The organism is Neorhizobium sp. LjRoot104, from assembly GCF_964253725.1.
Classification (GTDB): Bacteria; Pseudomonadota; Alphaproteobacteria; order Rhizobiales; family Rhizobiaceae; genus Neorhizobium.
Map to the genome: position 1 here is coordinate 2,355,973 of NZ_CAXURS020000001.1, position 21,773 is coordinate 2,377,745.

Genomic DNA, 21,773 nt, shown 5'->3' on the forward strand with positions numbered 1-21,773 from the left:
ATGAATGCGGGGAAGACGGATGACTCATTCCGTTGAGAGTCGTTTTATTGCGATTATTTCGGGCGCCCTTCTGGTCGTCGTCGCTCCGCTGTTCACGCTGTTTCTGGCGCTCTCCTCCCAGCAGGCCGCCGAGAACCTCAGCGAACATGTCAACGTCGTGCTGGTGACCAATTCCCAGGCGCTCGGCAAGCCGCTCTGGGATCTCGACGCCGACAGCATCCATCAGGTCGCCTCGATGCTGATAGCCGATCCCGCCATCAACGGCGTGCAGATCAGCGACAATACCGGCAAGCTCAATATTTCCGAAGTCGATGTCAATCCGGCCGATTTCCGCGGCCTGCAGGCGATCTCCGAGCCGGTCTTCTACAAGTCGCAGCAGGGCACCCGCAATGTCGGCAGCATTACCGTCTACGTGCCGAAGCTCGGCTGGTTCTCCGCCCTGCACCAGATGGAAATGGCCTTCATCTCCATCTTCATCATCACCATCCTGACGGTCTTCGGCGCCGCCATCCTTGGCAATCGCGTCATGGTCATCAAGCCGCTGATGCGCCTGACCGCTGCCATCGAGGCAACCCGCAGGCTCGGTTCGCGCCACCATGTCGACTGGCGCTCGAACGACGAGATGGGGCGGCTGGCGAAGAGCTTCAACGAGATGCAGACGCTGCTGGAGCGCGAAGAGCGCGAACTGAAGCGTGCGCATCAGCAGACCACGGAAATCTACAACCTGACGCCGGCCATGCTGTTTTCGCTGACTGCGGGCGACCAGATCGCCGCCGTCAGCGATTATTGGCTGCTCGCGACCGGATATCGCCGTGACGACGTCATCGGCCATCCCTTTTTCGAACTTGTCGCACCTGCGGACCGCCAGCTCTATGCAAGGCGCAAGCAGCAGGCAAAATCAGGCCCGGCGATCGAAGTCACGGTCCGGTTCCTGTGCGCCGACGGCCGCCTGATGGACGTGCTGATCGTCGAGACCGAGCTTGGCACGGCGGGCGGCAGCATTCCCGGTTCGCTGAGCGTCATGACCGATGTCACGGAACTCAGGCAATCGGAACTGCGCAACCGCCAGCAGGCGATTTCCGACCACCTGACCGGGCTCCTGAACCGCCAGGGCTTCGAGGCGGCGCTCGACCAGAAGATCGCCGAGGCCGACAAGGCGCGCACCGAGGTCGCCTGCCTGTTCGTCGATCTCGACCGCTTCAAAGCGATCAACGACAATCTCGGCCATGCCGCCGGCGACGCCGTGCTCTGCCAGTTCGTCGAACGGACGAAGCCGATGCTCGGCGACGGCGATATCGCCTCGCGCCTCGGCGGCGACGAATTCGCCATCCTGATCACCGGGGATGGTGCCGAACGACGCGCGACCGAACTCAGCCAGAAGATCGTCGATATGTTCGAGGTCCCGTTCCGGGCCCATGGCACCGGCGTGCGCCTGAGCGCCAGTATCGGTCTTGCCTTCTATCCGAGCCATGCCGCCAGCGCCGCCGAACTGCTGCAGAAGTCGGACATGGCCATGTACGCCCGCAAACGCGACGGCAAGAACGGCGCGCAGGTCTACGATCCCGCCATTCTCGACCAGACGCGGGAACGGGCCGAGATCGAGAGCGACATCGAGGTCGCCATCGCCGCAAGCTGGTTCGAGGCGCATTTCCAGCCGATCGTCGATATCGAGACCGGCATTCCGTCGGGCTTCGAGGCCCTCATGCGCATGCGCCATCCCCGCAAGGGGCTGATGTCGCCGGCCGGCATCATCTGCGTCGCCGAGGAGACCGGCTCGATCGGCCAGATCGGCAATCTCATCCTGGAAGACGCGATGGCGAACCTCGCCCGTGTCTCCCGCCTGCCCGGCATGGGCGAGACCTATGTCGCGGTCAACTTCTCGCCGCTGCAGTTCGAGCCCGGCCTGCCGGCCCGCCTTGCCGGCCTGCTCGGCCGCTACGGCATCGATCCGTCGCGCCTGGTGGTGGAAATCACCGAAGCCGTGCTGATGCACGACAATCCCGAGATCCGCACCATCCTCAACGAGATCCATCGCTTCGGCTGCCGCATCGCGCTCGACGATTTCGGCACCGGTTATTCGTCGCTGAGCTACATGAGCCGGTTCCCGGTCGATATCGTCAAGATCGACCAGTCCTTCATCCGTTCGCTGACCGAACAGACCGGCGACATAGGCAGTAAGAACAGGATGCTTGTCGAAGGCATAAGTGCTATTTCTCACAAGATGAATTGCAAGGTCGTCGCCGAAGGCGTCGAGACGGAAGAACAGCGCTCGTTGCTGCGGCAAATGGGCATCGACTATGCCCAGGGCTATCTCTTCTCGAAGCCCCGCGAAATTTCCGATTTGCTCTCGGCCCTCTCCGCCCGGCAGGCCGAAATCGAGTCCATGGCGAGCTGACAAGTTCTCACCTCCGGACCGGATGCCGGGTCAGAAATGACAACATGTGCGTTTGGAAGGTGGACAGATGAAAATCGCAGCGCCGCTTCTTGCCAGCCTCAGCCTCGCGGCAGGCGCCCATGCCCAGCAACCCGTCGCCTTTTCGACGGAGTCCTACCCGCCCTTCAGCTACCAGGAGCCGGGCGGCAACTACCGGGGCGTCGGCATCGACCAGGTCGAGATCATCATGCGTGACGCGGGCACGCCTTATACGCTGGAGATCATGCCCTGGGCACGCGCCATCGCCACGGCAGAGACGCAATCGATGCACTGCGTCTTCGCCGCCGCCCGCACGCCGGATCGCGAGCCGCGTTTCAAATGGGTCGTGCCGCTGTTCATCGACCGCAACATCCTCGTCCGCCATGCCGGCGCTAAAATCACGGCCACCACCCTGGACGAGGCCAAGCAGTATACGGTCGGCACCCATCGCGCCGACTATACCGAGGGGCTTCTGAAGAGCTTCGGTTTCCCGAAGATCGATCTCAGCGCCGATGTCGACACGACGCTCAGAAAGCTGCTGCAGGACCGTATCGACATGATGCCCATGTCGGAAGGCGTCTACCAGAAGCTGAAGGGGGACGGCACGCCGATCGAAAAGGTCGTCCTGTTCTCCGAACAGCATCTCGGCATTGCCTGCAATCCGGATGTGCCCGACGACCTGATCGCCAGGATGCAGGCAGGTCTCGACCGCCTCATCAGGGACGGCGTCCAGAAGGCAATTCTCAAGCGCTACGGCATCGAGGAGCCCCAATAGTGGCGCACGCATCGAAACCGGTTGACTTTGGCGGCGTTTCGCGGTGGTGAAAGCCAGCAGTCAAGGATGGATGTCTCCATGCTCATCATCGCCGGTCTCGGCAATCCCGGTTCCCAATATGCGGGCAACCGCCACAATATCGGCTTCATGGCAGTGGACGCGATCCAGCGCCGTCCCGGCTTTTCGCCGTGGTCCAAGAAGTTCAAGGCGCTGATCTCGGAAGGCGAGCTTGCCGGCGAAAAGGTTCTGCTGATCAAGCCGCAGACCTTCATGAACCTCTCCGGCGAGGCGGTCGGTGAGGCCATGCGTTTCTACAAGCTCGGCCCGGAAAACATCATCGCCATCTATGACGAACTCGATCTGCCGGCGGCCAAGGCGCGCATCAAGACTGGCGGCGGCCACGGTGGCCATAACGGCGTCAAGTCGCTCGACGCCCATTGCGGCCGGGAATACCGCAGGCTTCGCCTCGGCATCGGCCATCCGGGCGCCAAGGAACTGGTGCACAACCATGTGCTCGGCGATTTCGCCAAGATCGACCAGACCTGGCTCTCCCCTCTCCTCGACGCCATCGCCGACAATGCCGAGATGCTGGTGAAGGGAGAGGATTCGCAGCTGATGAACAAGCTGGCGCTCGCCGTCGGCGCCAAGCCGGACGAGGACAAGCCGAAGCCGGAGAAGAAGCCCACCGCCAAGCCGGCCGGGCAATCGCATATCCATCAGGCCCGCGGCGGCGGCAAGCCGAACCTGCCGACATCAGGCCCGATGGCCGAGATGCTGAAGAAGATGTTCGGCGGCAAGGGCGAATGATGCAGCCGCCCTCAAGAATGCAAGATCAGGACCAGAAGCGCGAAATGACCAAAACTTCGAACATGGATGACATCACCGGCGAACTCGTCACCCTTCGCGACTACTGGCGCTACGCGATTTCCCGCTTCAATGCCGCGAACCTCAGCTACGGCCACGGCACGACGACCGCAGGCGACGACGCCGCCTTCCTGATCCTCGATAGCCTCGACCTGCCGATCGACGTGCTCGATCCGTTTCTCGACGCGCGCCTGCTGCCTTCGGAACGCAAGCTGCTGGCCGAGCGGATCGACGCGCGCGTGACGACCCGCAAGCCGACGTCCTACCTGACCGGCCACGCCTATATCCAGGGCGTCCGCTTCCTTGTCGACGAACGGGTTATCGTGCCCCGCTCCCATATCGGCGAAATCCTGTTCAGCGAATATCTCAGCGAAAACGGCTCCACCTTCCTGCCCGATCCGCTGAGCGTCGAAAGCGCCGTCGACATCTGCACCGGTTCCGGCTGCCTGGCGATCCTTGCCGCGAAATTCTTCCCGAATGCGGCCATCGACGCGGTGGACCTCTCCCCTGACGCACTGGAAGTGGCCAAACTCAACGTTGCGGAACACGCCGTTGAAGACCAGCTCACGCTTTTCAACGGCGATCTCTTTGCGCCGCTCGGAGGAAAGAAGTACGACCTGATCATCACCAATCCGCCCTATGTGGACCACGAGGCGATGGACGGTTTTCCGGCAGAGTTTCGCTCGGAACCGGCCATGGCCTTCGACGGCGGCGTCGATGGGCTCGACCTCGTCCGCCGGCTGCTGGCGGAAGCACCGGCGCATCTCAATGCCGATGGCGGAATGATCTGCGAAATCGGCTCGGGCCGCGAAATCCTCGAAGAGGAATTCCCCGACCTCGATTTCCTGTGGCTGGAAACGGCGGAATCGCAGGATGCAGTCTTCTGGATCAGCGCCGAGGCGCTCGGGGTCAAGGCAGGGAAAAAGAGGAAGTAATCCTATTCCTCGGGCTCGGTGATGAACATCAGCGGAAAACCCGCCTCCTTGGCGAGATCGATGGCTTCCTTCGCCTTTGTCTCGGCAATGTCCCTGGTACAGACGACGACCACCGCCAGGCCCATCCGGTGCGCCGTCAGCATCACCCGGTAGCCGGTCTCCTCGCTCATCCGGAACACGGCTTTGAGCACCATGGTGACGAATTCACGAGGCGTATAGTCGTCGTTGACGAGCAGCACCTTGTAGAGCTTCGGCCGCTCCAGCTTGGTTTTCGTCTTCGGTTTTACGGTGGTATCTTCGGCCATCGGCCTCTCCTGACGATGCAATCCTATCGGGAGAACATGCCTGCTATATCGCACCGCAACCGAGTTTTTTCAAGCGACGGATCGTGTGGAATGTGGGTCAGTTAGCGTCGATAAGAGTGGCGCGTCTACCTTGTGCCCGGACAATTGAAGCCGCCCGCTTATCGAATGTCACAAACATATTGCCACCGAGCTTGCGACCTTCGAATTCGATCACGCCATCGGCGAAATCTCCTCCAGCATCCAGGAAGGCAAGTCCCGCGGCCACCACAGCGCGATCGACGACGGCACGCTTATCGGCAACCAGAAGTCTGATGGCCTGGGCGATCTCTGGTCGTTTGCTTCGGTAAATCCGACGAGCCACCCAAACGAATTCACACAATGCGACGGTTGAGATGAAGAGCGCTTCCGCTTCTCTGATATGACGACGCGCCTCAAATGTTTGCGCTTCGTCATCTCCGGCCCAGGCGCGGACAATGACATTCGTATCAGGGATCATCGTCGAACCGCACTTCTCCGGCCCAACCAGCCTCTATGGCGTCCTGGATTTCTTCCAATGTCGCATGAATATTGTGAGGATTTCCAAAGCTGTTAAAGAAGTCCTCGATATTCCCGCTCGGAACGCTCCGAAGACGGGCTCCTTTTTCGGGGATCAGATCGACATCAATCTCGTCCCCCGGCTTGATCCCGAGGTGATCAAGAACTTCCTTTTTCAGGGTAACCTGTCCTTTCGCGGTGACTTTCAATCTAACCATGGCCATTCTCCATCGACTTAAAGTAAGGCAAATATGCCTTACGTACAAGGACTGCCTAACAGCAGAGCCTTGACCGCCCCGGCACTTTCCCCCATAGCCACAGCAACGAAATTTCTTCCAATACAGGGTCCGGACCCATGGGTTTCAAATGCGGTATCGTGGGCCTGCCGAATGTCGGCAAGTCCACTCTCTTCAATGCGCTCACCAAGACGGCGGCGGCGCAGGCGGCCAACTATCCATTCTGCACGATCGAGCCGAACACCGGCGAAGTCGCGGTCCCCGATCCGCGCATGCAGAAGCTGGCGGCGATCGCCGGTTCCAAGGAAATCATCCCGACGCGCATCTCCTTCGTCGATATCGCCGGCCTGGTGCGGGGCGCCTCGAAGGGTGAAGGTCTCGGCAACAAGTTCCTCGCCAATATCCGCGAAGTCGATGCGGTCGTCCACGTCCTGCGCTGTTTCGAGGACGACGACATCACCCATGTCGAGGGCCGCATCAACCCGGTCGGCGATGCCGACACGATCGAGACCGAGCTGATGCTCGCCGACCTCGAAAGCCTGGAGCGCCGCGTCGAGCAGACCCGCAAGCGCGCCGCCAGCAAGGACAAGGATTCCCTGGCGCAGCTGCCGGTCATGGATGCGGTGATCAAGCTCCTCAACGACGGCAAGCCGGCGCGCCTGCTTTTGAAGACGCTGGCGCCCGAAGAGATCGAGATCCTGAAGGGCCTCAACCTTCTGACCTCGCACCCGGTCCTTTATGTCTGCAACGTCGCGGAAGCCGATGCCTCGACCGGCAACGAACACACTGAGGCCGTCGCCGCCATGGCCAGGGAACAGGGCGCCGAATGCGTGATCATCTCGGCCGCGATCGAGTCCGAAGTGGCGCAGCTTCCCGAGGAAGAGTCCAAGGAATTCCTGTCGGCGCTTGGCCTTGAGGAAGCCGGCCTCGACCGGTTGATCCGCGCCGGTTACCACCTCCTCGACCTGATCACCTATTTCACCGTCGGCCCGAAGGAAACCCGCGCCTGGACGATCGTGCGCGGCACCAAGGCACCGGCTGCCGCCGGCGTCATCCATACCGATTTCGAACGCGGCTTCATCCGCGCCTTCACCATCTCCTATGACGACTACATCACCTACAAGGGCGAAGTCGGCGCTAAGGAAGCTGGCAAGGGCCGCGACGAAGGTAAGGAATATGTCGTCCAGGATGGCGACGTCATCCACTTCCGCTTCAATACCTGATCGTGCGGACGGGAGGCCACATGACGCGAGCCGAATATTATTTCGAGGACTTTTCGACCGGGCGGGTTTTCCCGCTCGCTTCCAAATCGGTGACGGCAGACGAGATCGTCGAATTCGCCGCCGAATTCGATCCGCAGCCCATGCACCTTGACGAAGCGGCCGGCAAGGCGAGCATCCTTGGCGGCCTGTCTGCCTCCGGCTGGCATACGGCGAGCATGTTCATGCGCATGATGTTCGACGGCTGGCTCTCGGCCTCGTCATCGGAGGGTTCGCCCGGCATCGAGTTCATGGAATGGAAGAAGCCGGTTCTGGCCGGCGACACGCTGTCCGGCCGCTCGACCGTGCTGGAATCCCGCACGCTGCGTTCCCGGCCCGGCATAGGCATCGTGAAATTCCTGCACGAGGTGGAAAACCAGCGCGGTGAAATCGTCATGCGCGGCGAGAACCCGATCATGATGCGGCTGCGCAACGCCGAGGAGAACGCGGCATGAGGCTGGCCGAACTCCGCCCGCCGGGCACCAGGGTGATCACCGGCACGCTTCTCTTCACCGCCGAGGACATCGTCCGCTACGCGAAGAAATTCGATCCGCAGCCCTTTCACGTGGATGCCGAAGCGGCGAAGAACTACGTATTCGGGGCTCTCTGCGCCTCCGGCTGGCACACCTGCGCCGGCTGGATGAAGACCTATATCGCCTACTGGAAAGCCGAGGTCGCGCGTCTCGAAAGCGAGGGCATCACCGCCCCGAAGCTCGGGCCCTCTGCCGGCTTCCGGAAGCTGCAATGGCTGAAGCCGGTCTATGCCGGCGACAGCGTCACCTATTCGGTTACGCTAACCGAAAGCCGGTCGCTCGCCTCGCGTCCCGGCACGTTCATCAACATGACCGTCTGTGACGGCGTGAACCAGCATGGCGAGGTGGTGATGCGCTATGAAGGCACTGTGCTGGAATTCGCGTGAGGGATGGATGCTGGCGGAGTGTCCTTACTACCCTCATTCCTGTGCTTGTCACAGAATGAGGGTGGAGAGAGAGGCGGCCCCTCTCAGTGACCTGAAAACTCCACCAGCGTCCTGACCTCGACGCCGAGCTCCTCGAGCTTCCGGCGGCCGCCGAGATCCGGCAGGTCGATGACAAAGCAGGCGGAGACGATCTCGGCACCGAGCTGCCTGAGCAGCTTCACCGCACCTTCCGCCGTGCCGCCTGTCGCAATCAGGTCGTCGGTCAGGATCACCTTCTGGCCAACCTTCACCGCATCCACATGGATCTCCATCTCGTCGGTGCCATATTCGAGGCTGTAGGCCATCCGCACGGTCTGGTGCGGAAGCTTGCCCTTCTTGCGGATCGGCACGAATCCGGCCTTCAACTGGTGCGCCAGCGCTCCGCCGAGGATGAAGCCCCGCGCCTCGATGCCGGCGATCTTGTCGACGCCAAGGCTTGCATAGGGCCGCACCAGCTCATCCACCGCCTGCCCGAAGGCCGCGGCGTCGCCAAGCAGCGTGGTGATGTCGCGGAAGATGATGCCGGGCTTCGGATAATCCGGGATGGAGCGGATGGCGGCGGAGAGATCGGTTTTGAAAGACATGTGACCCAAACGATTGGCGGCAGGAACGAAGACCGAGCCTATCAACTGAAGCCCGCCCTCCCAACAAAAAAGGCGACCCGGAGGCCGCCTTTTCGCAATCACGAGGTAAAGCCTCAGTGTTCCTTGCTGGCGTAGACCGACTTCTTGGTCAGGTAGATCAGACCGGTGAAGATCACCAGGAAGATCATCACCATGAAACCGGTGCGCTTGCGCTCTTCGAGATGAGGCTCGGCAGCCCACATCAGGAAGGCCGAGATATCCTTGGCATACTGATCGACCGTCTGCGGCGTGCCGTCGTCATAGGTCACCTGGTCGGCGCTCAGCGGCGGAGCCATGGCGAGCGCGGCGGCGCTGGCGAAATACGGATTGTAATGAGTGCCCGGAGCAACCTCGACGCCAGCCGGCGGCTGCTGGTAACCGGTCAGTAGCGAATGGATGTAATCCGGTCCGCCTGACTGGTACTGAGTGAACATGTCGAAGATGAACTGCGGGAAACCGCGGGTCACGCCGCGCGCCTTGGCGAGCAGCGACATGTCCGGAGGAGCCGCGCCGTTGTTGGCTGCAGCGGCAGCCTGGGCATTTGCGAACGGCGACGGGAAGTAGTCGGACGGCACGGCGGCGCGTTCGAACATTTCGCCCTCGTCGTTCGGGCCGTCCTGAACCTTGTAGTTGGCGGCGAACGCCTTAACCTGGGCTTCCGAATAACCGAGGCCTTCCAGCGTGCGGAAGGAGACGAGACGCATCGAATGGCAGGCGGAACAGACTTCCGTGTAGACCTTCAGGCCGCGCTGCAGCTGGCCCTTGTCATAGTGGCCGAACGGACCCGCAAAGCTCCATTCGGTTTCATGGGGATGGCTGATCGGAAAATGCGGCGTTTCCGAATGTTCGGCAGCCGGCGCCGCGGCATGATTTTCCTGCGCCACGGCCGAGGCAACGCCCATTCCCGCCAGGAAGGCCAGCGAGACGAGGCTTGTAACAAGCTTTTTCATAATTCTAATCCCTCTCGGTCGCAGGCGTCAGGCGCGGGCTTCGGCGGATTTGCCGTTCTTTTTTTCAAGAACCGCTTCCGTGATGGAGTTCGGAATGCGCCTTGGCGTTTCGAACAGGCCGAGCAGCGGCATGATCACCAGGAAGAAGCCGAAGTAGTAGACGGTGCCGAACTGCGACATGAGCGTGAACACGCCTTCGGCAGGCTGGGAACCGAGCCAGCCAAGCATGATGGCATTGGCGACGAACAGCCAGAAGAACAGCTTGTACCAGGGACGGTAGACGGCCGAGCGAACCTTCGACGTGTCGAGCCAGGGCAGGAAGAACAGGATGATGATCGAGCCGAACATCACCAGCACGCCGCCGAGCTTGGAGTCGATCGGGCCGACGTTGAAGGTGATGGCGCGCAGCATCGCGTAGAACGGCAGGTAATACCATTCCGGAACGATGTGAGCAGGCGTCTTCAGGGCGTCAGCCGGAATGTAGTTGTCCGGATGGCCGAGGAAGTTCGGCATGTAGAAGACAAACCAGGCATAGACGATCAGGAAGACGGAGACGCCGAGCGCATCCTTCATCGTCGCATAGGGCGTAAATGCGACGGTGTCGGTCTTGGTCTTCACTTCGACGCCGGTCGGGTTGGTCTGGCCGGTAACGTGCAGGGCCCAGATGTGCAGGATGACGACGCCGGCGATCATGAAGGGCAGCAGGTAATGCAGCGAGAAGAAGCGGTTCAGCGTTGGCTGATCGACGGCAAAGCCACCGAGCAGGAATTGTTGAATCCATTCGCCGACCAGCGGGAAGGCCGAGAAGAAGCCGGTGATGACGGTCGCGCCCCAGAAGGACATCTGACCCCAGGGCAGGACGTAGCCCATGAAGCCGGTCGCCATCATCAGCAGATAGATCACCACGCCGAGGATCCAGAGGATTTCGCGGGGCGCCTTGTAGGAGCCGTAGTAGAGGCCGCGGGCGATGTGGAGATAGACGGCGACGAAGAAGAACGACGCGCCGTTGGCATGCATGTAGCGCAGCAGCCAGCCATGGTTGACGTCGCGCATGATCTTTTCGACGCTGTCGAAGGCAGCACCGGTCGATGCGACATAGTGCATGGCAAGCACGACGCCGGTGAGGATCTGGACGATCAGCATCACCGACAGCATGGCGCCGAAGGTGTAGGCATAGTTCAGATTGCGGGGAACGGGGTAGGAGATGAAGCTGTCATGGATCATGCGCGGCAGCGGAAGCCGCGAATCGATCCACTTCTCGATGCCGGTCGATGGCTGGTATGTGGAATGACCGCTCATAAGTATGTATCCCCTCACCCGATCTGGATAACTGTATCGGACTTAAAACTGAAAGTCGGAATGGCGAGGTTCTCCGGAGCCGGACCTTTACGGATACGGCCGGCCGTATCGTAGACCGACCCGTGGCACGGACAGAACCATCCATTGTATTCGCCGGACTGGCCGAGCGGCACGCAACCGAGATGGGTGCAGGAGCCGATCATCACGATCCAGTTCTCCTTGCCGGCGCCGCCCGAGCGATCGACACCGGTTGCCTTCGCATCGGCCGGCAGGTTGGCGTTGCGCGCCACCGGGTCCTTGAGCTCAGCCATCGGCACGTCGGCGGCGGCCTTGATTTCTTCAGGCGTACGGTTGCGGATGAACACCGGCTTGCCGCGCCACTTGACCGTCAGCGACATGCCCGGCTGGAGAGCCGCAACGTTGACTTCGATGGACGCAAGCGCCAGCGTCGAAGCGTCCGGACGCATCTGGTCGATGAAGGGCCATGCCACGGAAACAGCGCCGACGGCGCCGGCCATACCGGTCGTCAGGTAAAGGAAATCACGACGAGTAGGCTCGCCCAGTGTTTCGCTATGTGTGTCGTGCTCGCTCACGGCTCAATCATCCTTCTCACGCAATTTCGCGGAAACCGCTCTGCCCCCGTCCCGGCGAATCTCAGTTGAACACAATTCGACCATAGATTCCCCAGCAATCCGGCGCGTTCTATGCTTGATCGCAAAATATGTCCAGCCTTGGCAAGGGGTGCCGACCAGTTTGTCGCCGGAAAACCCGGAGGGTTCCGGACGAGCGTGACAGGCAGAGCACAGGCCTGCAAAACATGGCCTGCAATGGCCTCTCCGGCCGGAGAAAACCAGGCGTTTTTCAAAGGAAACGGCGGGGATGGCGCACTTCCCGTTAACCGCCCTGCCGCGCACCGCATTGCAACAAATCAGGCCTCATGTTAGGCCAAGCCCACGACAGAAGGCGGCCGTCCCGGACATACCCGAATGAGACAAACACTATCGGTTGCCATCTGCGTCATCGTGTCGCTTGTGCTGATGGCGATCGGGACGCGTTACATACACCCTCACTGGATCCTGGGAACGCTTTACAGCCTGCAACTGCATGCGGCACTCGGCTGCGTGGCGGCCATGGTCGTGGCACTTGTCGTCAAGCGGCACTTCCTGGTCTGGCTGCTTTTCGCCGCCTCACTTCTCTTTGTCGGCCACGCGGTGCTGATGAGCCGCGAATTCGCCGTGCCGATGACGCCCGCAGAGGCAAATGCACAGACCTTCCGGCTGATGTCCTTCAACATCCTCAACGACAATTTCGCCAATGCGGAAGACATCGTCGAAACGATCCGCTCTTCCGGCGCAGACCTTGTCAACATCATGGAGGCAGCCCCGCTTCGGGTCTACATGGACGAGCTGGCGAAAACCTATCCCTACCGGGTCGGCTGCGGCCTGCTGATCGAGGATTGCGACCAGCTCATGCTATCCAAGGTGCCGATCGAAGCGCCCACGGTCCAATCGCTCAGCGAGATCTTTCCGGACCGCTTTATCCTTGCCAAGGTGACCGTCGGCGGCCGAACGATCAACTTCGTCGGCATGCACACGACCAAGCCTTATTTCGACAATTTCCACTCGGTGGAACTGAACCGAGCCGCTCTCGCAATCAGCGAGACAACCGGCCCGCTGCTGCTCTCCGGCGATTTCAACGCCTCAAGCCTGGCGCCGAACATGCGCCGGTTCCTCCGCAATACCGACCTGGCGACGGCCGGCTTCGAACCCGCCACCTGGCCGATCCGGGCGGGCGCGTTCGGCCTGCCGATCGATCATGTCTATGCGCGGGCGCCGCTCAAGATAAAGTCGCTGACCCGCATTTCCCAGGCGCACGGCTCCAACCACTACGGGCTGATCGCCGAGATCGCCATTACTGGAGAGTGAACCGGAGCGCTATTGGGCAGCGTCCGCGGCGAGAAAACCGCCCGACTGCCGTGCCCAGAGCTCCGAATAGAGCCCTCCCCGCGCAATCAGTTCGTTGTGCGTGCCGTCCTCGATGATCCGGCCCTTGTCCATGACGATCAGGCGATCGAGGGCTGCGATGGTCGACAGCCGGTGGGCGATGGCGAGCACGGTCTTGCCCTGCATCAGCCGCTCCAGGTTCGACTGGATCGCCGCCTCCACCTCCGAATCGAGTGCCGAGGTTGCCTCGTCGAGCACCAGGATCGGCGCATCCTTTATCATCACCCGCGCGATCGCCACGCGCTGGCGCTGGCCGCCGGAAAGCTTGACGCCGCGCTCGCCCACATGTGCGTCAAACCCCTTGCGGCCGCGCTGGTCCTCAAGTGCTGCGATGAACGTGTCAGCCTCCGCCTTGCGCGCCGCCTCGACGAGCTGCGCCTCGGTCGCATCCGGCCGGCCGAAAAGGATATTGTCGCGGATAGACCGGTGCAGCAGCGACGTATCCTGTGTCACCATGCCGATCTGGGCGCGCAGCGATTCCTGTGTCGCCCTGGCAATGTCCTGCCCGTCGATCAGGATACGTCCGCCTTCGAGATCGTAGAACCGCAGGAGCAGGTTGACGAGCGTCGACTTGCCGGCGCCCGAACGCCCGACGATGCCGAGTTTTTCGCCCGGCCGGATCGTGAGCGACAGGTTGTCGATGACGCCCTTCGTCTTGCCGTAGTGGAAACTGACATTCTCGAAGCGGATTTCCGGGCGCTTCACCACCAGCTGCGTCGCGTTCGGTGTATCCACCAGCCCGATCGGCTGCGAGATCAGCTCGGCCGAGTTCTGGATCGTGCCGATATTGCGCATGATGCCGTTCAGCTGCGTCATTAGCCGGCCGAGCAGGAAATTCAGCCGCAGCATCAGCGCCATGGTGAAGGCAACCGCGCCGGACGAGATCAGGCCGGAGAGCCACAGATGCACGCTCATCGCCGCCATGGTGACGATCATCGTGCCGGAGAGGAAGGCCATCGAGGCCCGCACGCTGGTGAGCAGCCGCGTAAACGCGATGATCGTGTCCTGAAAACTCTCGAAACCGGAGAGCATGTAGCGGTCGTTCGCCTCGTCGCGGCCGAACAGCCGAAGCGTCTGGATGTTGGAATAGGCATCGACCATGCGGCCGCTGATCATCGACCCAGCCTCGGCGGAGGCTTTGGAGTGTTCGCGAATACGCGGCACGTAATATCTGGCGAGCAACGCGAAGATCGAAAGCCACGCGACGACGACGACCGCCAGACGCCAGTCGAGCCCCGCGACCAGCGCGATGGTCGAGACCGAATAGATGCCGACGAACCAGACGCTTTCCATGAAGGAGGTCAGCACGTCGCCGGTTGCCTGGCCGGCCGACCAGACCTTCGTGACGATGCGGCCGGAAAAATCGTTCTGGAAGAAGGAGAGCGACTGGCGCGACACGTGGATGTAGGACTGCCAGCGCACCAGATTGTAGAAACCGGGCGTGATGATCTGCTGATCGACGAGCGCCGTCAGGAAACCGACCAGGAAGCGACCGATACCTACCACCAGCGCCATGATGACCAGTTCGGTACCGTGGTTGGCAAGCAGTCCCGACCAGCCGTCGGCGGGTTTGGTCGTGTCGAGAATATCGACCAGCCGGCCGACATACCAGAACATTGCCGCCTCAACGCCGGCCGCAAGCCCGCCGAGCACCAGCATGGCGAAGAAGGGAAGTTTTGCCTGGCGGACATAGAACCAGATGAAGCCCACAAGGCCGGCGGGTGGCTTCAGGTCGTCCCGCCTCGCAAACGGCTTGATAAAGCTCTCGAAGATGCGGAAGACCGGTTTCAACATGCCCCCGGATATAGGCGGATTCTGATCGGCGGCAAAGCAAAAGCGGCCGGGCGGCGGCTTACATTTTCTTAATGATCGGCTTCGGAGCCCTCGTCGAATATTCCCTCCACATCCCGCCGCCCATGAAGAACACGCAATACGATCAACCGATCGTCCTGTGGAATGTAATAGATGCGGAATGCCTCAAAAGACTTTACCGGCCAAGATCTTAGACCCAGAAGTTCCTCGTCGGTGAAGTGTCGTGGCGAGCCGCCGAGAGGTGTTCTTGTGAGGGCATCGATCGATGACTGAACGGAAAAGACGAACCTCTTCCCGATATCTTGCAGACCGATGTCCCCATAATAATCGACCTGCCGCAAGATGTCGGATCTAGCCGCCGGTTTGATGATGACTATCAAGACGAAGACTTCTTCGTTTTCTTGTCGAGAAGGATCGCCGCCTCTGCCTTGAGATCGCTCCAGAACTCAGGCGTGGCTGCATGCCCTTCTCCGGAGCTAAGCCCTTCCAGCAACAAAACTCTGAGGCGTTCGTCATTCTCTTTCTGTTGCGCGTCTCGCAAGAGAGTACGGAAATATTCGCTGACGTTGCCGTAGCCTTTCGTCGCCATCTGGATTTCGACGAAGTCCTTCAGTGTATCGGGAAGAGAAATAGTAATCGTAGCCATGACGCACTTGACCTTCATTCGCCCGCGCAAGAGTATCTTATCTATTGGGAATTGTTAAGACCCCTCCCCCGCAGGGAAAATGGCATGCAAGATGCAAACTCCCAGGCAATCAACCGGCCCGAAGATTGATGCGCAACTTTCGGGTTGGTTCAAAGTCGGCGGCGGAGACTACTCCGCCGCCTCTTCCTCGATGACGTCGTCATGGCCGATGAAGCCGCCGGACTGGCGGTTCCAGAGGTCGGCATAGATGCCGCCTGATGCCACGAGTTCGCGATGGGTGCCGGCCTCGATGATCCGGCCGCGGTCGAGCACGATCAGCCGGTCCATTTCGGTCAGCGTCGACAGCCGGTGAGCAATTGCGATCACCGTCTTGCCCTGCATCAGCGAGAACAGGTTCTCCTGGATCGCAGCTTCGACTTCCGAATCGAGCGCCGAGGTCGCCTCGTCAAGCACCAGGATCGGCGCGTCCTTCAGGAAGACGCGGGCGATCGCGATGCGCTGACGCTGGCCGCCCGACAGTTTCACGCCGCGTTCGCCCACATGCGCGTCGAGACCTTTTCGTCCCTGCATGTCGGCGAGCCCGTCGATGAAGTCCCAGGCATTCGCCCGCTTCGCCGCCTCGATGATATCCGCGTCGGTCGCATCCGGCTTGCCGTACGCGATGTTGTCGCGGATCGACCGGTGCAGCAGCGAGGTATCCTGGGTGACGACGCCGATCAGCGAACGCAGGCTGTCCTGCGTCACGCCGGCGATGTCCTGGCCGTCGATGGTGATGCGGCCGCCTTCCAGATCGTAGAAGCGCAACAGCAGGTTCATCAGCGTCGTCTTGCCGGCGCCGGAGCGACCGACCAGACCGATCTTCTGACCGGCCGGGATATCGAGCGTCAGGCCTTCGATGACGCCCTTGCCCTTGCCATAGTGAAAGTGGACGTTGTCGTAGCGGATATGGCCCTTCTTCGCGGTCAGCGCCGAAGCGCTCTTCCGGTCCACCACGTCATGCGCCTTGGTCATCATCGACATCCCGTCATAGACGGTGCCGATGTTTTCGAACAGCGCCGAGACTTCCCACATCACCCATTGCGACATGCCGTTGATGCGCATCGCAAGGCCGATGGCGATCGCGATCGCACCGATCGAGATGGCGCTGTCCAGCCAGAACCAGATCGACAGCGCGCCGACGGCAAACAGCGCCGCACAGTTGTAGAAGTAGACCAGCACCTGGAAGGCGGTCACCTTGCGCATCTGCGCATGCACGGTCTTCAGGAAGATATCCATGGCGTCGCGCGCATAGGTCTCTTCCCTGCCCGCATGCGAAAACAGCTTGACGGTGGCGATGTTCGTATAGCTGTCCACCACGCGGCCGGTCATCATCGAGCGCGCATCCGCCTGTTCCGCCGAGATTTTTCTCAGGCGCGGCACGTAATAGGCGACCGTGATCGAGTAGAAGACGATCCACAGGACGAGCGGAACGGCCAGCCGCAGGTCCGCCGCCGCTACGACGGCGATCATCGAGATGAAATAGGTGAAGACGTAGACGAACACATCGAGCACCTTCATCACCGTTTCGCGGATCGCGAGCGAAGTCTGCATCACCTTGGTCGAGACGCGCCCGGCGAACTCGTTGGCGAAGAACGTCATCGAGTGCCGCAGCAGGAAGCGGTGCATCTGCCAGCGGGCGATCATCGGGAAATTGCCCATCAGGATCTGGTGCATGATCAGCGAATTGAGCGTCGCCACCAGCGGCAGGCCAACCAGCACCACGAAAGCCATGAAGAACAGCTTCGGCCCTTCCCGATCGAGGAAGGTCGTCCGATCGGCATTGGTCAGCCAGTCGACGATATCGCCGAGGAACTGGAACAGCGCCACCTCGCCGACGGCAATCAGCATCGTGCAGGTCGACATGATGACGACCCAAGGCCAGACCGGCTTGGTATAGTGCCACAGGAAGGCCGCAAGGCCCGAAGGCGGTAGTGCGGGCGCTTCGTCCGGATAGGGATCAACGCGCCGTTCGAACCACGAGAACATGAAAAGCTCCGTAAATCGGACTGCCGCTCCGGCTCCGCACGCAAGGCGGCCGGAATCGAGCGACGAAAACTTAGGATATCGAGGCCGGAAGTCGGCCTCGTAACGGATCAGGAAAGAAAAGTTTGCGAGAAACCGCGGAACGCCTAGGCCAGAAAGATAATAATTCGGCTGTGGAGGCGCGAAAGCACGGTCATATCCATGTAGGCCTCCTTGAGTAGGCGTTGAGTTACGCAAGCCTTCTAACCTTTCGGGCGCAAATTGGAAAGAGCAAATCGGCGCGGGCAACCACTCGGGGCTTTTCTGTTGCCTGCTCGTAACAGCCCTGCCGTGTATCGAAAGGGCTTGAGATCGGAGACCGGTTTCCCGTAAGGACGGCATATGAGCGACATTTCCTCTGACCTTCGCATCGCCCTCTACCAGCCGGATATTCCCGGCAATACCGGCACGATCCTCCGGCTTGCCGCCTGCCTCGGCCTGTCGGTCGATATCATCGAGCCCGCCGGCTTCGACATTTCCGACCGGAACCTGAAACGCTCCGGCATGGACTATCTGGACAGCGTCACGCTCGCCCGCCATGTCAACTGGCAGCGCTTCGACGAGTGGCGCAGGGCGAACGGCCGGCGCGTCGTGCTTGCTTCCACCAAGGCCGCCCTGCCCTATACCCGCTTCGAATTCCAACCGGACGATATCCTCCTCTTCGGCCGCGAAAGCGCCGGCGTGCCCGACCACGTGCATGAGGCCGCCGACGGCCGCATCCTGATACCGATGGTCCAAGGCCAGCGCTCCATCAACGTCGCCATGTCGGCAGCGATGATTGCCGGCGAGGCGCTGCGGCAGAACGATTTTCGTCTTATTGAATAGGCTCCGGTTTTCTTTCCGGGAGCCTCTGGTATAAAACCTCAAGCAATATTGAGGTCAATAGTGACATTGAAGAAAAACCCGGGTGCGCGGCTTGAGCTTGAACTGACGGTGGGGGAAGTCGCCGAACGCAGTGGCGTGGCGGTCTCCACCCTGCATTTCTACGAGACCAAGGGCTTGATCCAGAGCCGCCGCAACCGCGGCAACCAACGCCGTTATCCTCGCGTCGTGCTGCGCCGGGTGGCGGTCATCAAGGTTGCCCAGAAGACCGGCATACCGCTTGCCGATATCGCCGAGGCGCTCTCCGTCCTGCCGCACGACCGGCCGTTGACGGCAAAGGACTGGCAGCGCCTTTCGGAAACCTGGAAACGCCAGCTCGACGCCCGCATCGCCAGCCTCACGGCGCTGCGCGACCACCTGACCGGCTGCATCGGCTGCGGCTGCCTGTCTATGCAGGACTGCCCGCTCAGGAACCCGCTCGACATGCTCGGCGAAAAGGGCGCGGGGCCGATCTTGCTGGAAGCTGAAGAAGTTGAGAATCGCGACTGATTGCACGGATAGGCTTAGCTTAAGTTGATTGCAAAAATGCACTCCATAGAGTACAGTTCGCAATGTTTACGATATATTCGACCAAGGTTTTTGATGATTGGGTAGATGATCTGCGAGACAGGCACGCCGTGACCAGGATTTTCGGTCGCATCGCCCGCGCTGAAGACGGCAACCTGGGTGACGTCAAACCGGTTGGAGAAGGCGTAAGCGAGATGCGGATCCATTATGGCCCGGGATATCGCATCTACTTCAGCCGAAGAGGCGACATTGTTGTCCTGCTGCTTTGCGGTGGCGACAAAAGCAGCCAGACCAAGGACATCGCCGAGGCGAAACGCCTCGCCAAGGAATGGAAGGAATAACCGATGGCTTTGGAAGTACGGCGGTTCGACATCGCGGAACATCTGAACAGCGATGAGGATATCCAGGAATTCATGACCGCCGCATTCGAAGACGGCGACCCCGCCTTCATCGCCAAGTGCCTCGGCATCGTCGCGAGGGCCCAGAACATGAGCAAACTCGCCCGCGATGTTGGCATGAGCCGCGCGGCCTTGTACAAGGCCCTGAGTGGTGAAGGAAACCCGGAATTCGCCACGGTCCTGAAGGTGATGAAAGCGCTCGGCCTCGAACTCACGCCGGTTCTCGTCAAGGCGGAGGATGCCGCCTGAGCGGGATCGGCATCAGGCGGATCACCCGTCTCCCGCCCGTTTAGCATCTTTTGAAAAACACATGCCAGACCGGTCGAAGCCCATGGGCCAAACATCGGCGATCGCATAAGTTTCCGCAATCGAGCTTCGTACTTCCCAGCCCCAAGCCTCAAGGACCAAGATGCGCAATCTGCTTTGCCGCCCCATGACTGTTGCCACCCTTGTCCTGATGGTTTCGTCCGTTCACGCCCAGGAGGCCGAACACTATACCGCGGTCAGCAAGACGGCGATGAGCGTTACCGGCGATGTATGGCTGGACGATTTCAGCATCACCTTCGAGAACGAGGAAACCCTCGAGTTCTCCGATCTCGTCGCCGACAATTTCCGCGTCAATGGCAGGAAGGTGCCGGCTTCGGTCTACCGCGTCGCGGAACCGGCCGATCCGGAACTCGAAAACGGCAACCAGCTCTGCGGATCGGGCAACGTGACCTATGTGGCGAACTGGGCGTCCGGAAGCGGCATGTCGGCGATCGCCGTGTTTACGGGAAGAAATCCGCCAAGGAGCAGCGACGAGATGTGCGCGCTCTACACCTATGAGGATCCGAAGTGACGGATCGGATCAGTCCGCCGTCGGCAGCCTGCGCATGGTGAATTCGATCCGGTCGCCTTCGAGCTGGCGCCAGCTTTCCACTTCGGTCCAGTACGCGGCCTTGGGAAATTCATGAAACCATTCGCGCGCTTTCTCGCGCGCTTCTTCCCGCGAGAGCTGGAAGGTCTGCCGTACGAACATGCCCTGTCGCTCGCCGGCCTTTTCCTGCCGGTGGCGATCGATCCTGCGTTTCAGCCCGTCGAGCGGCGGGGGTGTGAACTTTGCCATGAAAGCCTCTGATCAGCACCGGTTTATGCGGTAAAGATAGTGCCGGGCGACACGCTTTGCGAGTCTCATTTTCCACCTGCGACAACCGATGGAATGGTTCGCGAAAGCCAGAACTGCTAATCCCCGATCGGAAAAATGCGAATCACGCCAAGGGGATGGCGAGAGGATAACGACATGGAACGGCCGGTACTGCCCAAGGGGCTGCCCGAGGACATCGAAGACAAGAAGGCCGCGGCGCGCGCCTGGTTCGAGAGCCTGCGCGACACGATCTGCGCCTCGCTGGAAGGCCTCGAGAACGAGCTGACCGGCCCCCTCTCCGATCAGGAGCCCGGCCGCTTCAAGCCTAAGGACTGGCTGCGCGACGGCGGGGCCGGCGGCGGCGGCAGGATGTCGATGATGGAAGGCCGCGTCTTCGAGAAGGTCGGCGTCCACACCTCGACCGTCCATGGCGAGTTTTCCGCCGATTTCCGCAGCCAGATGCCGGGTGCGGAAGAAGACCCGCGCTTCTGGGCGTCGGGCATCTCGCTGATCGCCCATCCGGTCAATCCCAACGTGCCGACCGTGCACATGAACACCCGCATGGTGGTGACGTCGAGCCAGTGGTTCGGCGGCGGCGCCGACCTCACCCCGGTTCTCGACCGCAGGCGCACCCAGACGGATCCCGACAGCACCCTCTTCCACCGGGTCATGGAAATCACCTGCAAGCGCCACGAGGCGGTCGCCGACTACGATCGCTACAAGGCATGGTGCGACGAGTATTTTTATCTGAAGCACCGAAACGAAGCGCGCGGCATCGGCGGTATTTTCTTCGACTGGCTGCATCCGGTCGAAGAAAAGGGCGGCTGGGATGCGGATTTCGCCTTCGTCCAGGATGTCGGCCGGGCCTTCAATCTCGTCTATCCGAAAATCGTCCGGGCCAACTTCAACAGGCCGTGGACGGAACATGATCGCGACGAGCAGCTGATCCGCCGCGGCCGTTATGTCGAGTTCAACCTGCTCTACGACCGTGGCACCATTTTCGGGTTGAAGACCGGCGGCAACGTCGAGTCCATCCTCTCGTCACTGCCTCCGGTTGTAAGGTGGCCTTAGATCAAACACCATAAAATTAACGATTTCGGGGAAAAACAGGCCCCAATATCTCATCCTTAACAAATGCGATATCGGAATCGATGCGATGGTGGTAGCGTCCCCTCGGTTGTAGCGGAGGA

At 60.9% G+C, this 21,773-nt stretch carries 26 protein-coding genes; 14 read left to right on the forward strand and 12 right to left on the reverse strand.

What is annotated here, in order from left to right:
* Positions 1-19: 19 nt before the first annotated feature.
* The 4 genes from ACSQ8R_RS11960 to prmB all read left to right on the forward strand — a co-directional run bounded on the left by ACSQ8R_RS11960 (position 20) and on the right by prmB (position 4,987).
* Positions 20-2,395 carry an EAL domain-containing protein gene (locus tag ACSQ8R_RS11960; RefSeq protein WP_436253550.1) on the forward strand — a complete coding sequence of 792 codons (2,376 nt, stop codon included), beginning with the start codon at positions 20-22 and terminating at the stop codon, positions 2,393-2,395.
* Between the two features lie 67 nt (positions 2,396-2,462).
* Positions 2,463-3,188, forward strand: coding sequence for a substrate-binding periplasmic protein (locus ACSQ8R_RS11965; RefSeq protein ID WP_436253551.1), 726 nt, complete (start codon positions 2,463-2,465; stop codon positions 3,186-3,188).
* 78 nt (positions 3,189-3,266) lie between these two features.
* Positions 3,267-3,995 (forward strand): aminoacyl-tRNA hydrolase, encoded by a 729-nt coding sequence (gene pth / locus ACSQ8R_RS11970; RefSeq protein ID WP_436253552.1) that lies wholly within the window; start codon positions 3,267-3,269, stop codon positions 3,993-3,995.
* A 44-nt stretch (positions 3,996-4,039) separates the two neighbouring features.
* On the forward strand, positions 4,040-4,987 hold the full coding sequence (gene prmB / locus ACSQ8R_RS11975) for a 50S ribosomal protein L3 N(5)-glutamine methyltransferase (protein ID WP_436253553.1): 948 nt from the start codon (positions 4,040-4,042) through the stop codon (positions 4,985-4,987).
* Between the two features lie 2 nt (positions 4,988-4,989).
* On the opposite strand, the gene clpS is transcribed toward prmB, so the two are convergent.
* The 3 genes from clpS to ACSQ8R_RS11990 form a co-directional block, all read right to left on the reverse strand.
* Complete coding sequence (clpS, locus tag ACSQ8R_RS11980; RefSeq protein ID WP_436253554.1) at positions 4,990-5,292, reverse strand: ATP-dependent Clp protease adapter ClpS; 303 nt, start codon at positions 5,290-5,292, stop codon at positions 4,990-4,992.
* A 97-nt stretch (positions 5,293-5,389) separates the two neighbouring features.
* Positions 5,390-5,788 carry a type II toxin-antitoxin system VapC family toxin gene (locus tag ACSQ8R_RS11985; RefSeq protein WP_436253555.1) on the reverse strand — a complete coding sequence of 133 codons (399 nt, stop codon included), beginning with the start codon at positions 5,786-5,788 and terminating at the stop codon, positions 5,390-5,392.
* Positions 5,778-6,044 carry an AbrB/MazE/SpoVT family DNA-binding domain-containing protein gene (locus tag ACSQ8R_RS11990; protein ID WP_436253556.1) on the reverse strand — a complete coding sequence of 89 codons (267 nt, stop codon included), beginning with the start codon at positions 6,042-6,044 and terminating at the stop codon, positions 5,778-5,780. Before ACSQ8R_RS11990 ends, ACSQ8R_RS11985 begins: the two co-directional genes overlap by 11 nt.
* A gap of 137 nt (positions 6,045-6,181) precedes the next feature.
* On the opposite strand from ACSQ8R_RS11990, the gene ychF reads away from it, so the two are divergent.
* Genes ychF through ACSQ8R_RS12005 form a run of 3 tightly spaced genes read left to right on the forward strand, consistent with a single transcriptional unit; the run spans position 6,182 to position 8,240 of the window.
* A complete protein-coding gene (gene ychF, locus ACSQ8R_RS11995; RefSeq protein WP_436253557.1) occupies positions 6,182-7,285 on the forward strand; it encodes a redox-regulated ATPase YchF in 1,104 nt (367 codons plus the stop codon).
* Positions 7,286-7,305: 20 nt separating this feature from the next.
* Positions 7,306-7,776: a MaoC family dehydratase gene (locus ACSQ8R_RS12000; protein WP_436253558.1), complete on the forward strand. Its 471-nt coding sequence runs from the start codon at positions 7,306-7,308 to the stop codon at positions 7,774-7,776.
* A complete protein-coding gene (locus ACSQ8R_RS12005) occupies positions 7,773-8,240 on the forward strand; it encodes a MaoC family dehydratase (protein ID WP_436253559.1) in 468 nt (155 codons plus the stop codon). Before ACSQ8R_RS12000 ends, ACSQ8R_RS12005 begins: the two co-directional genes overlap by 4 nt.
* 83 nt (positions 8,241-8,323) lie before the next feature.
* Here ACSQ8R_RS12005 and ACSQ8R_RS12010 read toward each other — a convergent pair whose 3' ends face one another.
* From ACSQ8R_RS12010 to petA, 4 genes are all read right to left on the reverse strand, one after another.
* The gene (locus ACSQ8R_RS12010; RefSeq protein WP_436253561.1) at positions 8,324-8,863 is read right to left on the reverse strand and encodes an adenine phosphoribosyltransferase; all 540 of its coding nucleotides are present in this window, start codon (positions 8,861-8,863) and stop codon (positions 8,324-8,326) included.
* A gap of 113 nt (positions 8,864-8,976) precedes the next feature.
* Positions 8,977-9,852 (reverse strand): cytochrome c1, encoded by an 876-nt coding sequence (locus ACSQ8R_RS12015; protein ID WP_436253562.1) that lies wholly within the window; start codon positions 9,850-9,852, stop codon positions 8,977-8,979.
* A gap of 27 nt (positions 9,853-9,879) precedes the next feature.
* Complete coding sequence (locus tag ACSQ8R_RS12020; RefSeq protein WP_436253563.1) at positions 9,880-11,151, reverse strand: cytochrome b; 1,272 nt, start codon at positions 11,149-11,151, stop codon at positions 9,880-9,882.
* A 14-nt stretch (positions 11,152-11,165) separates the two neighbouring features.
* On the reverse strand, positions 11,166-11,744 hold the full coding sequence (gene petA / locus ACSQ8R_RS12025; protein ID WP_436253564.1) for a ubiquinol-cytochrome c reductase iron-sulfur subunit: 579 nt from the start codon (positions 11,742-11,744) through the stop codon (positions 11,166-11,168).
* 393 nt (positions 11,745-12,137) lie between these two features.
* Between petA and ACSQ8R_RS12030 the strand changes: the two genes are divergently transcribed.
* On the forward strand, positions 12,138-13,076 hold the full coding sequence (locus tag ACSQ8R_RS12030; protein WP_436253565.1) for an endonuclease/exonuclease/phosphatase family protein: 939 nt from the start codon (positions 12,138-12,140) through the stop codon (positions 13,074-13,076).
* 9 nt (positions 13,077-13,085) lie between these two features.
* Here ACSQ8R_RS12030 and ACSQ8R_RS12035 read toward each other — a convergent pair whose 3' ends face one another.
* From ACSQ8R_RS12035 to ACSQ8R_RS12050, 4 genes are all read right to left on the reverse strand, one after another.
* Positions 13,086-14,948: an ABC transporter ATP-binding protein gene (locus ACSQ8R_RS12035; protein WP_436253566.1), complete on the reverse strand. Its 1,863-nt coding sequence runs from the start codon at positions 14,946-14,948 to the stop codon at positions 13,086-13,088.
* 68 nt (positions 14,949-15,016) lie between these two features.
* Positions 15,017-15,346 (reverse strand): type II toxin-antitoxin system RelE/ParE family toxin, encoded by a 330-nt coding sequence (locus ACSQ8R_RS12040; protein WP_436253567.1) that lies wholly within the window; start codon positions 15,344-15,346, stop codon positions 15,017-15,019.
* Positions 15,343-15,612, reverse strand: a complete 270-nt coding sequence (locus ACSQ8R_RS12045) for a ribbon-helix-helix domain-containing protein (protein WP_436253568.1) — start codon at positions 15,610-15,612, stop codon at positions 15,343-15,345. The genes ACSQ8R_RS12040 and ACSQ8R_RS12045 overlap by 4 nt, the downstream gene beginning before the upstream one ends.
* 168 nt (positions 15,613-15,780) lie before the next feature.
* Positions 15,781-17,637 (reverse strand): ABC transporter ATP-binding protein, encoded by a 1,857-nt coding sequence (locus tag ACSQ8R_RS12050; RefSeq protein ID WP_436253569.1) that lies wholly within the window; start codon positions 17,635-17,637, stop codon positions 15,781-15,783.
* Between the two features lie 378 nt (positions 17,638-18,015).
* Here ACSQ8R_RS12050 and ACSQ8R_RS12055 point away from each other — a divergent pair, with 378 nt between their 5' ends.
* The 5 genes from ACSQ8R_RS12055 (at position 18,016) to ACSQ8R_RS12075 (ending at position 20,298) form a co-directional block, all read left to right on the forward strand.
* On the forward strand, positions 18,016-18,498 hold the full coding sequence (locus ACSQ8R_RS12055) for a tRNA (cytidine(34)-2'-O)-methyltransferase (RefSeq protein WP_436253570.1): 483 nt from the start codon (positions 18,016-18,018) through the stop codon (positions 18,496-18,498).
* 66 nt (positions 18,499-18,564) lie between these two features.
* The gene (soxR, locus tag ACSQ8R_RS12060) at positions 18,565-19,044 is read left to right on the forward strand and encodes a redox-sensitive transcriptional activator SoxR (RefSeq protein ID WP_436255452.1); all 480 of its coding nucleotides are present in this window, start codon (positions 18,565-18,567) and stop codon (positions 19,042-19,044) included.
* 62 nt (positions 19,045-19,106) lie between these two features.
* Complete coding sequence (locus ACSQ8R_RS12065) at positions 19,107-19,403, forward strand: type II toxin-antitoxin system RelE/ParE family toxin (RefSeq protein WP_436253571.1); 297 nt, start codon at positions 19,107-19,109, stop codon at positions 19,401-19,403.
* Positions 19,404-19,406: 3 nt separating this feature from the next.
* On the forward strand, positions 19,407-19,709 hold the full coding sequence (locus tag ACSQ8R_RS12070; RefSeq protein ID WP_436253572.1) for an addiction module antidote protein: 303 nt from the start codon (positions 19,407-19,409) through the stop codon (positions 19,707-19,709).
* Between the two features lie 184 nt (positions 19,710-19,893).
* The gene (locus ACSQ8R_RS12075) at positions 19,894-20,298 is read left to right on the forward strand and encodes a hypothetical protein (protein ID WP_436253573.1); all 405 of its coding nucleotides are present in this window, start codon (positions 19,894-19,896) and stop codon (positions 20,296-20,298) included.
* Between the two features lie 9 nt (positions 20,299-20,307).
* On the opposite strand, the gene ACSQ8R_RS12080 is transcribed toward ACSQ8R_RS12075, so the two are convergent.
* Positions 20,308-20,565 (reverse strand): hypothetical protein, encoded by a 258-nt coding sequence (locus ACSQ8R_RS12080; protein WP_306873207.1) that lies wholly within the window; start codon positions 20,563-20,565, stop codon positions 20,308-20,310.
* 174 nt (positions 20,566-20,739) lie between these two features.
* On the opposite strand from ACSQ8R_RS12080, the gene hemF reads away from it, so the two are divergent.
* Complete coding sequence (gene hemF / locus ACSQ8R_RS12085; protein ID WP_436253574.1) at positions 20,740-21,654, forward strand: oxygen-dependent coproporphyrinogen oxidase; 915 nt, start codon at positions 20,740-20,742, stop codon at positions 21,652-21,654.
* Positions 21,655-21,773: the final 119 nt, after the last annotated feature.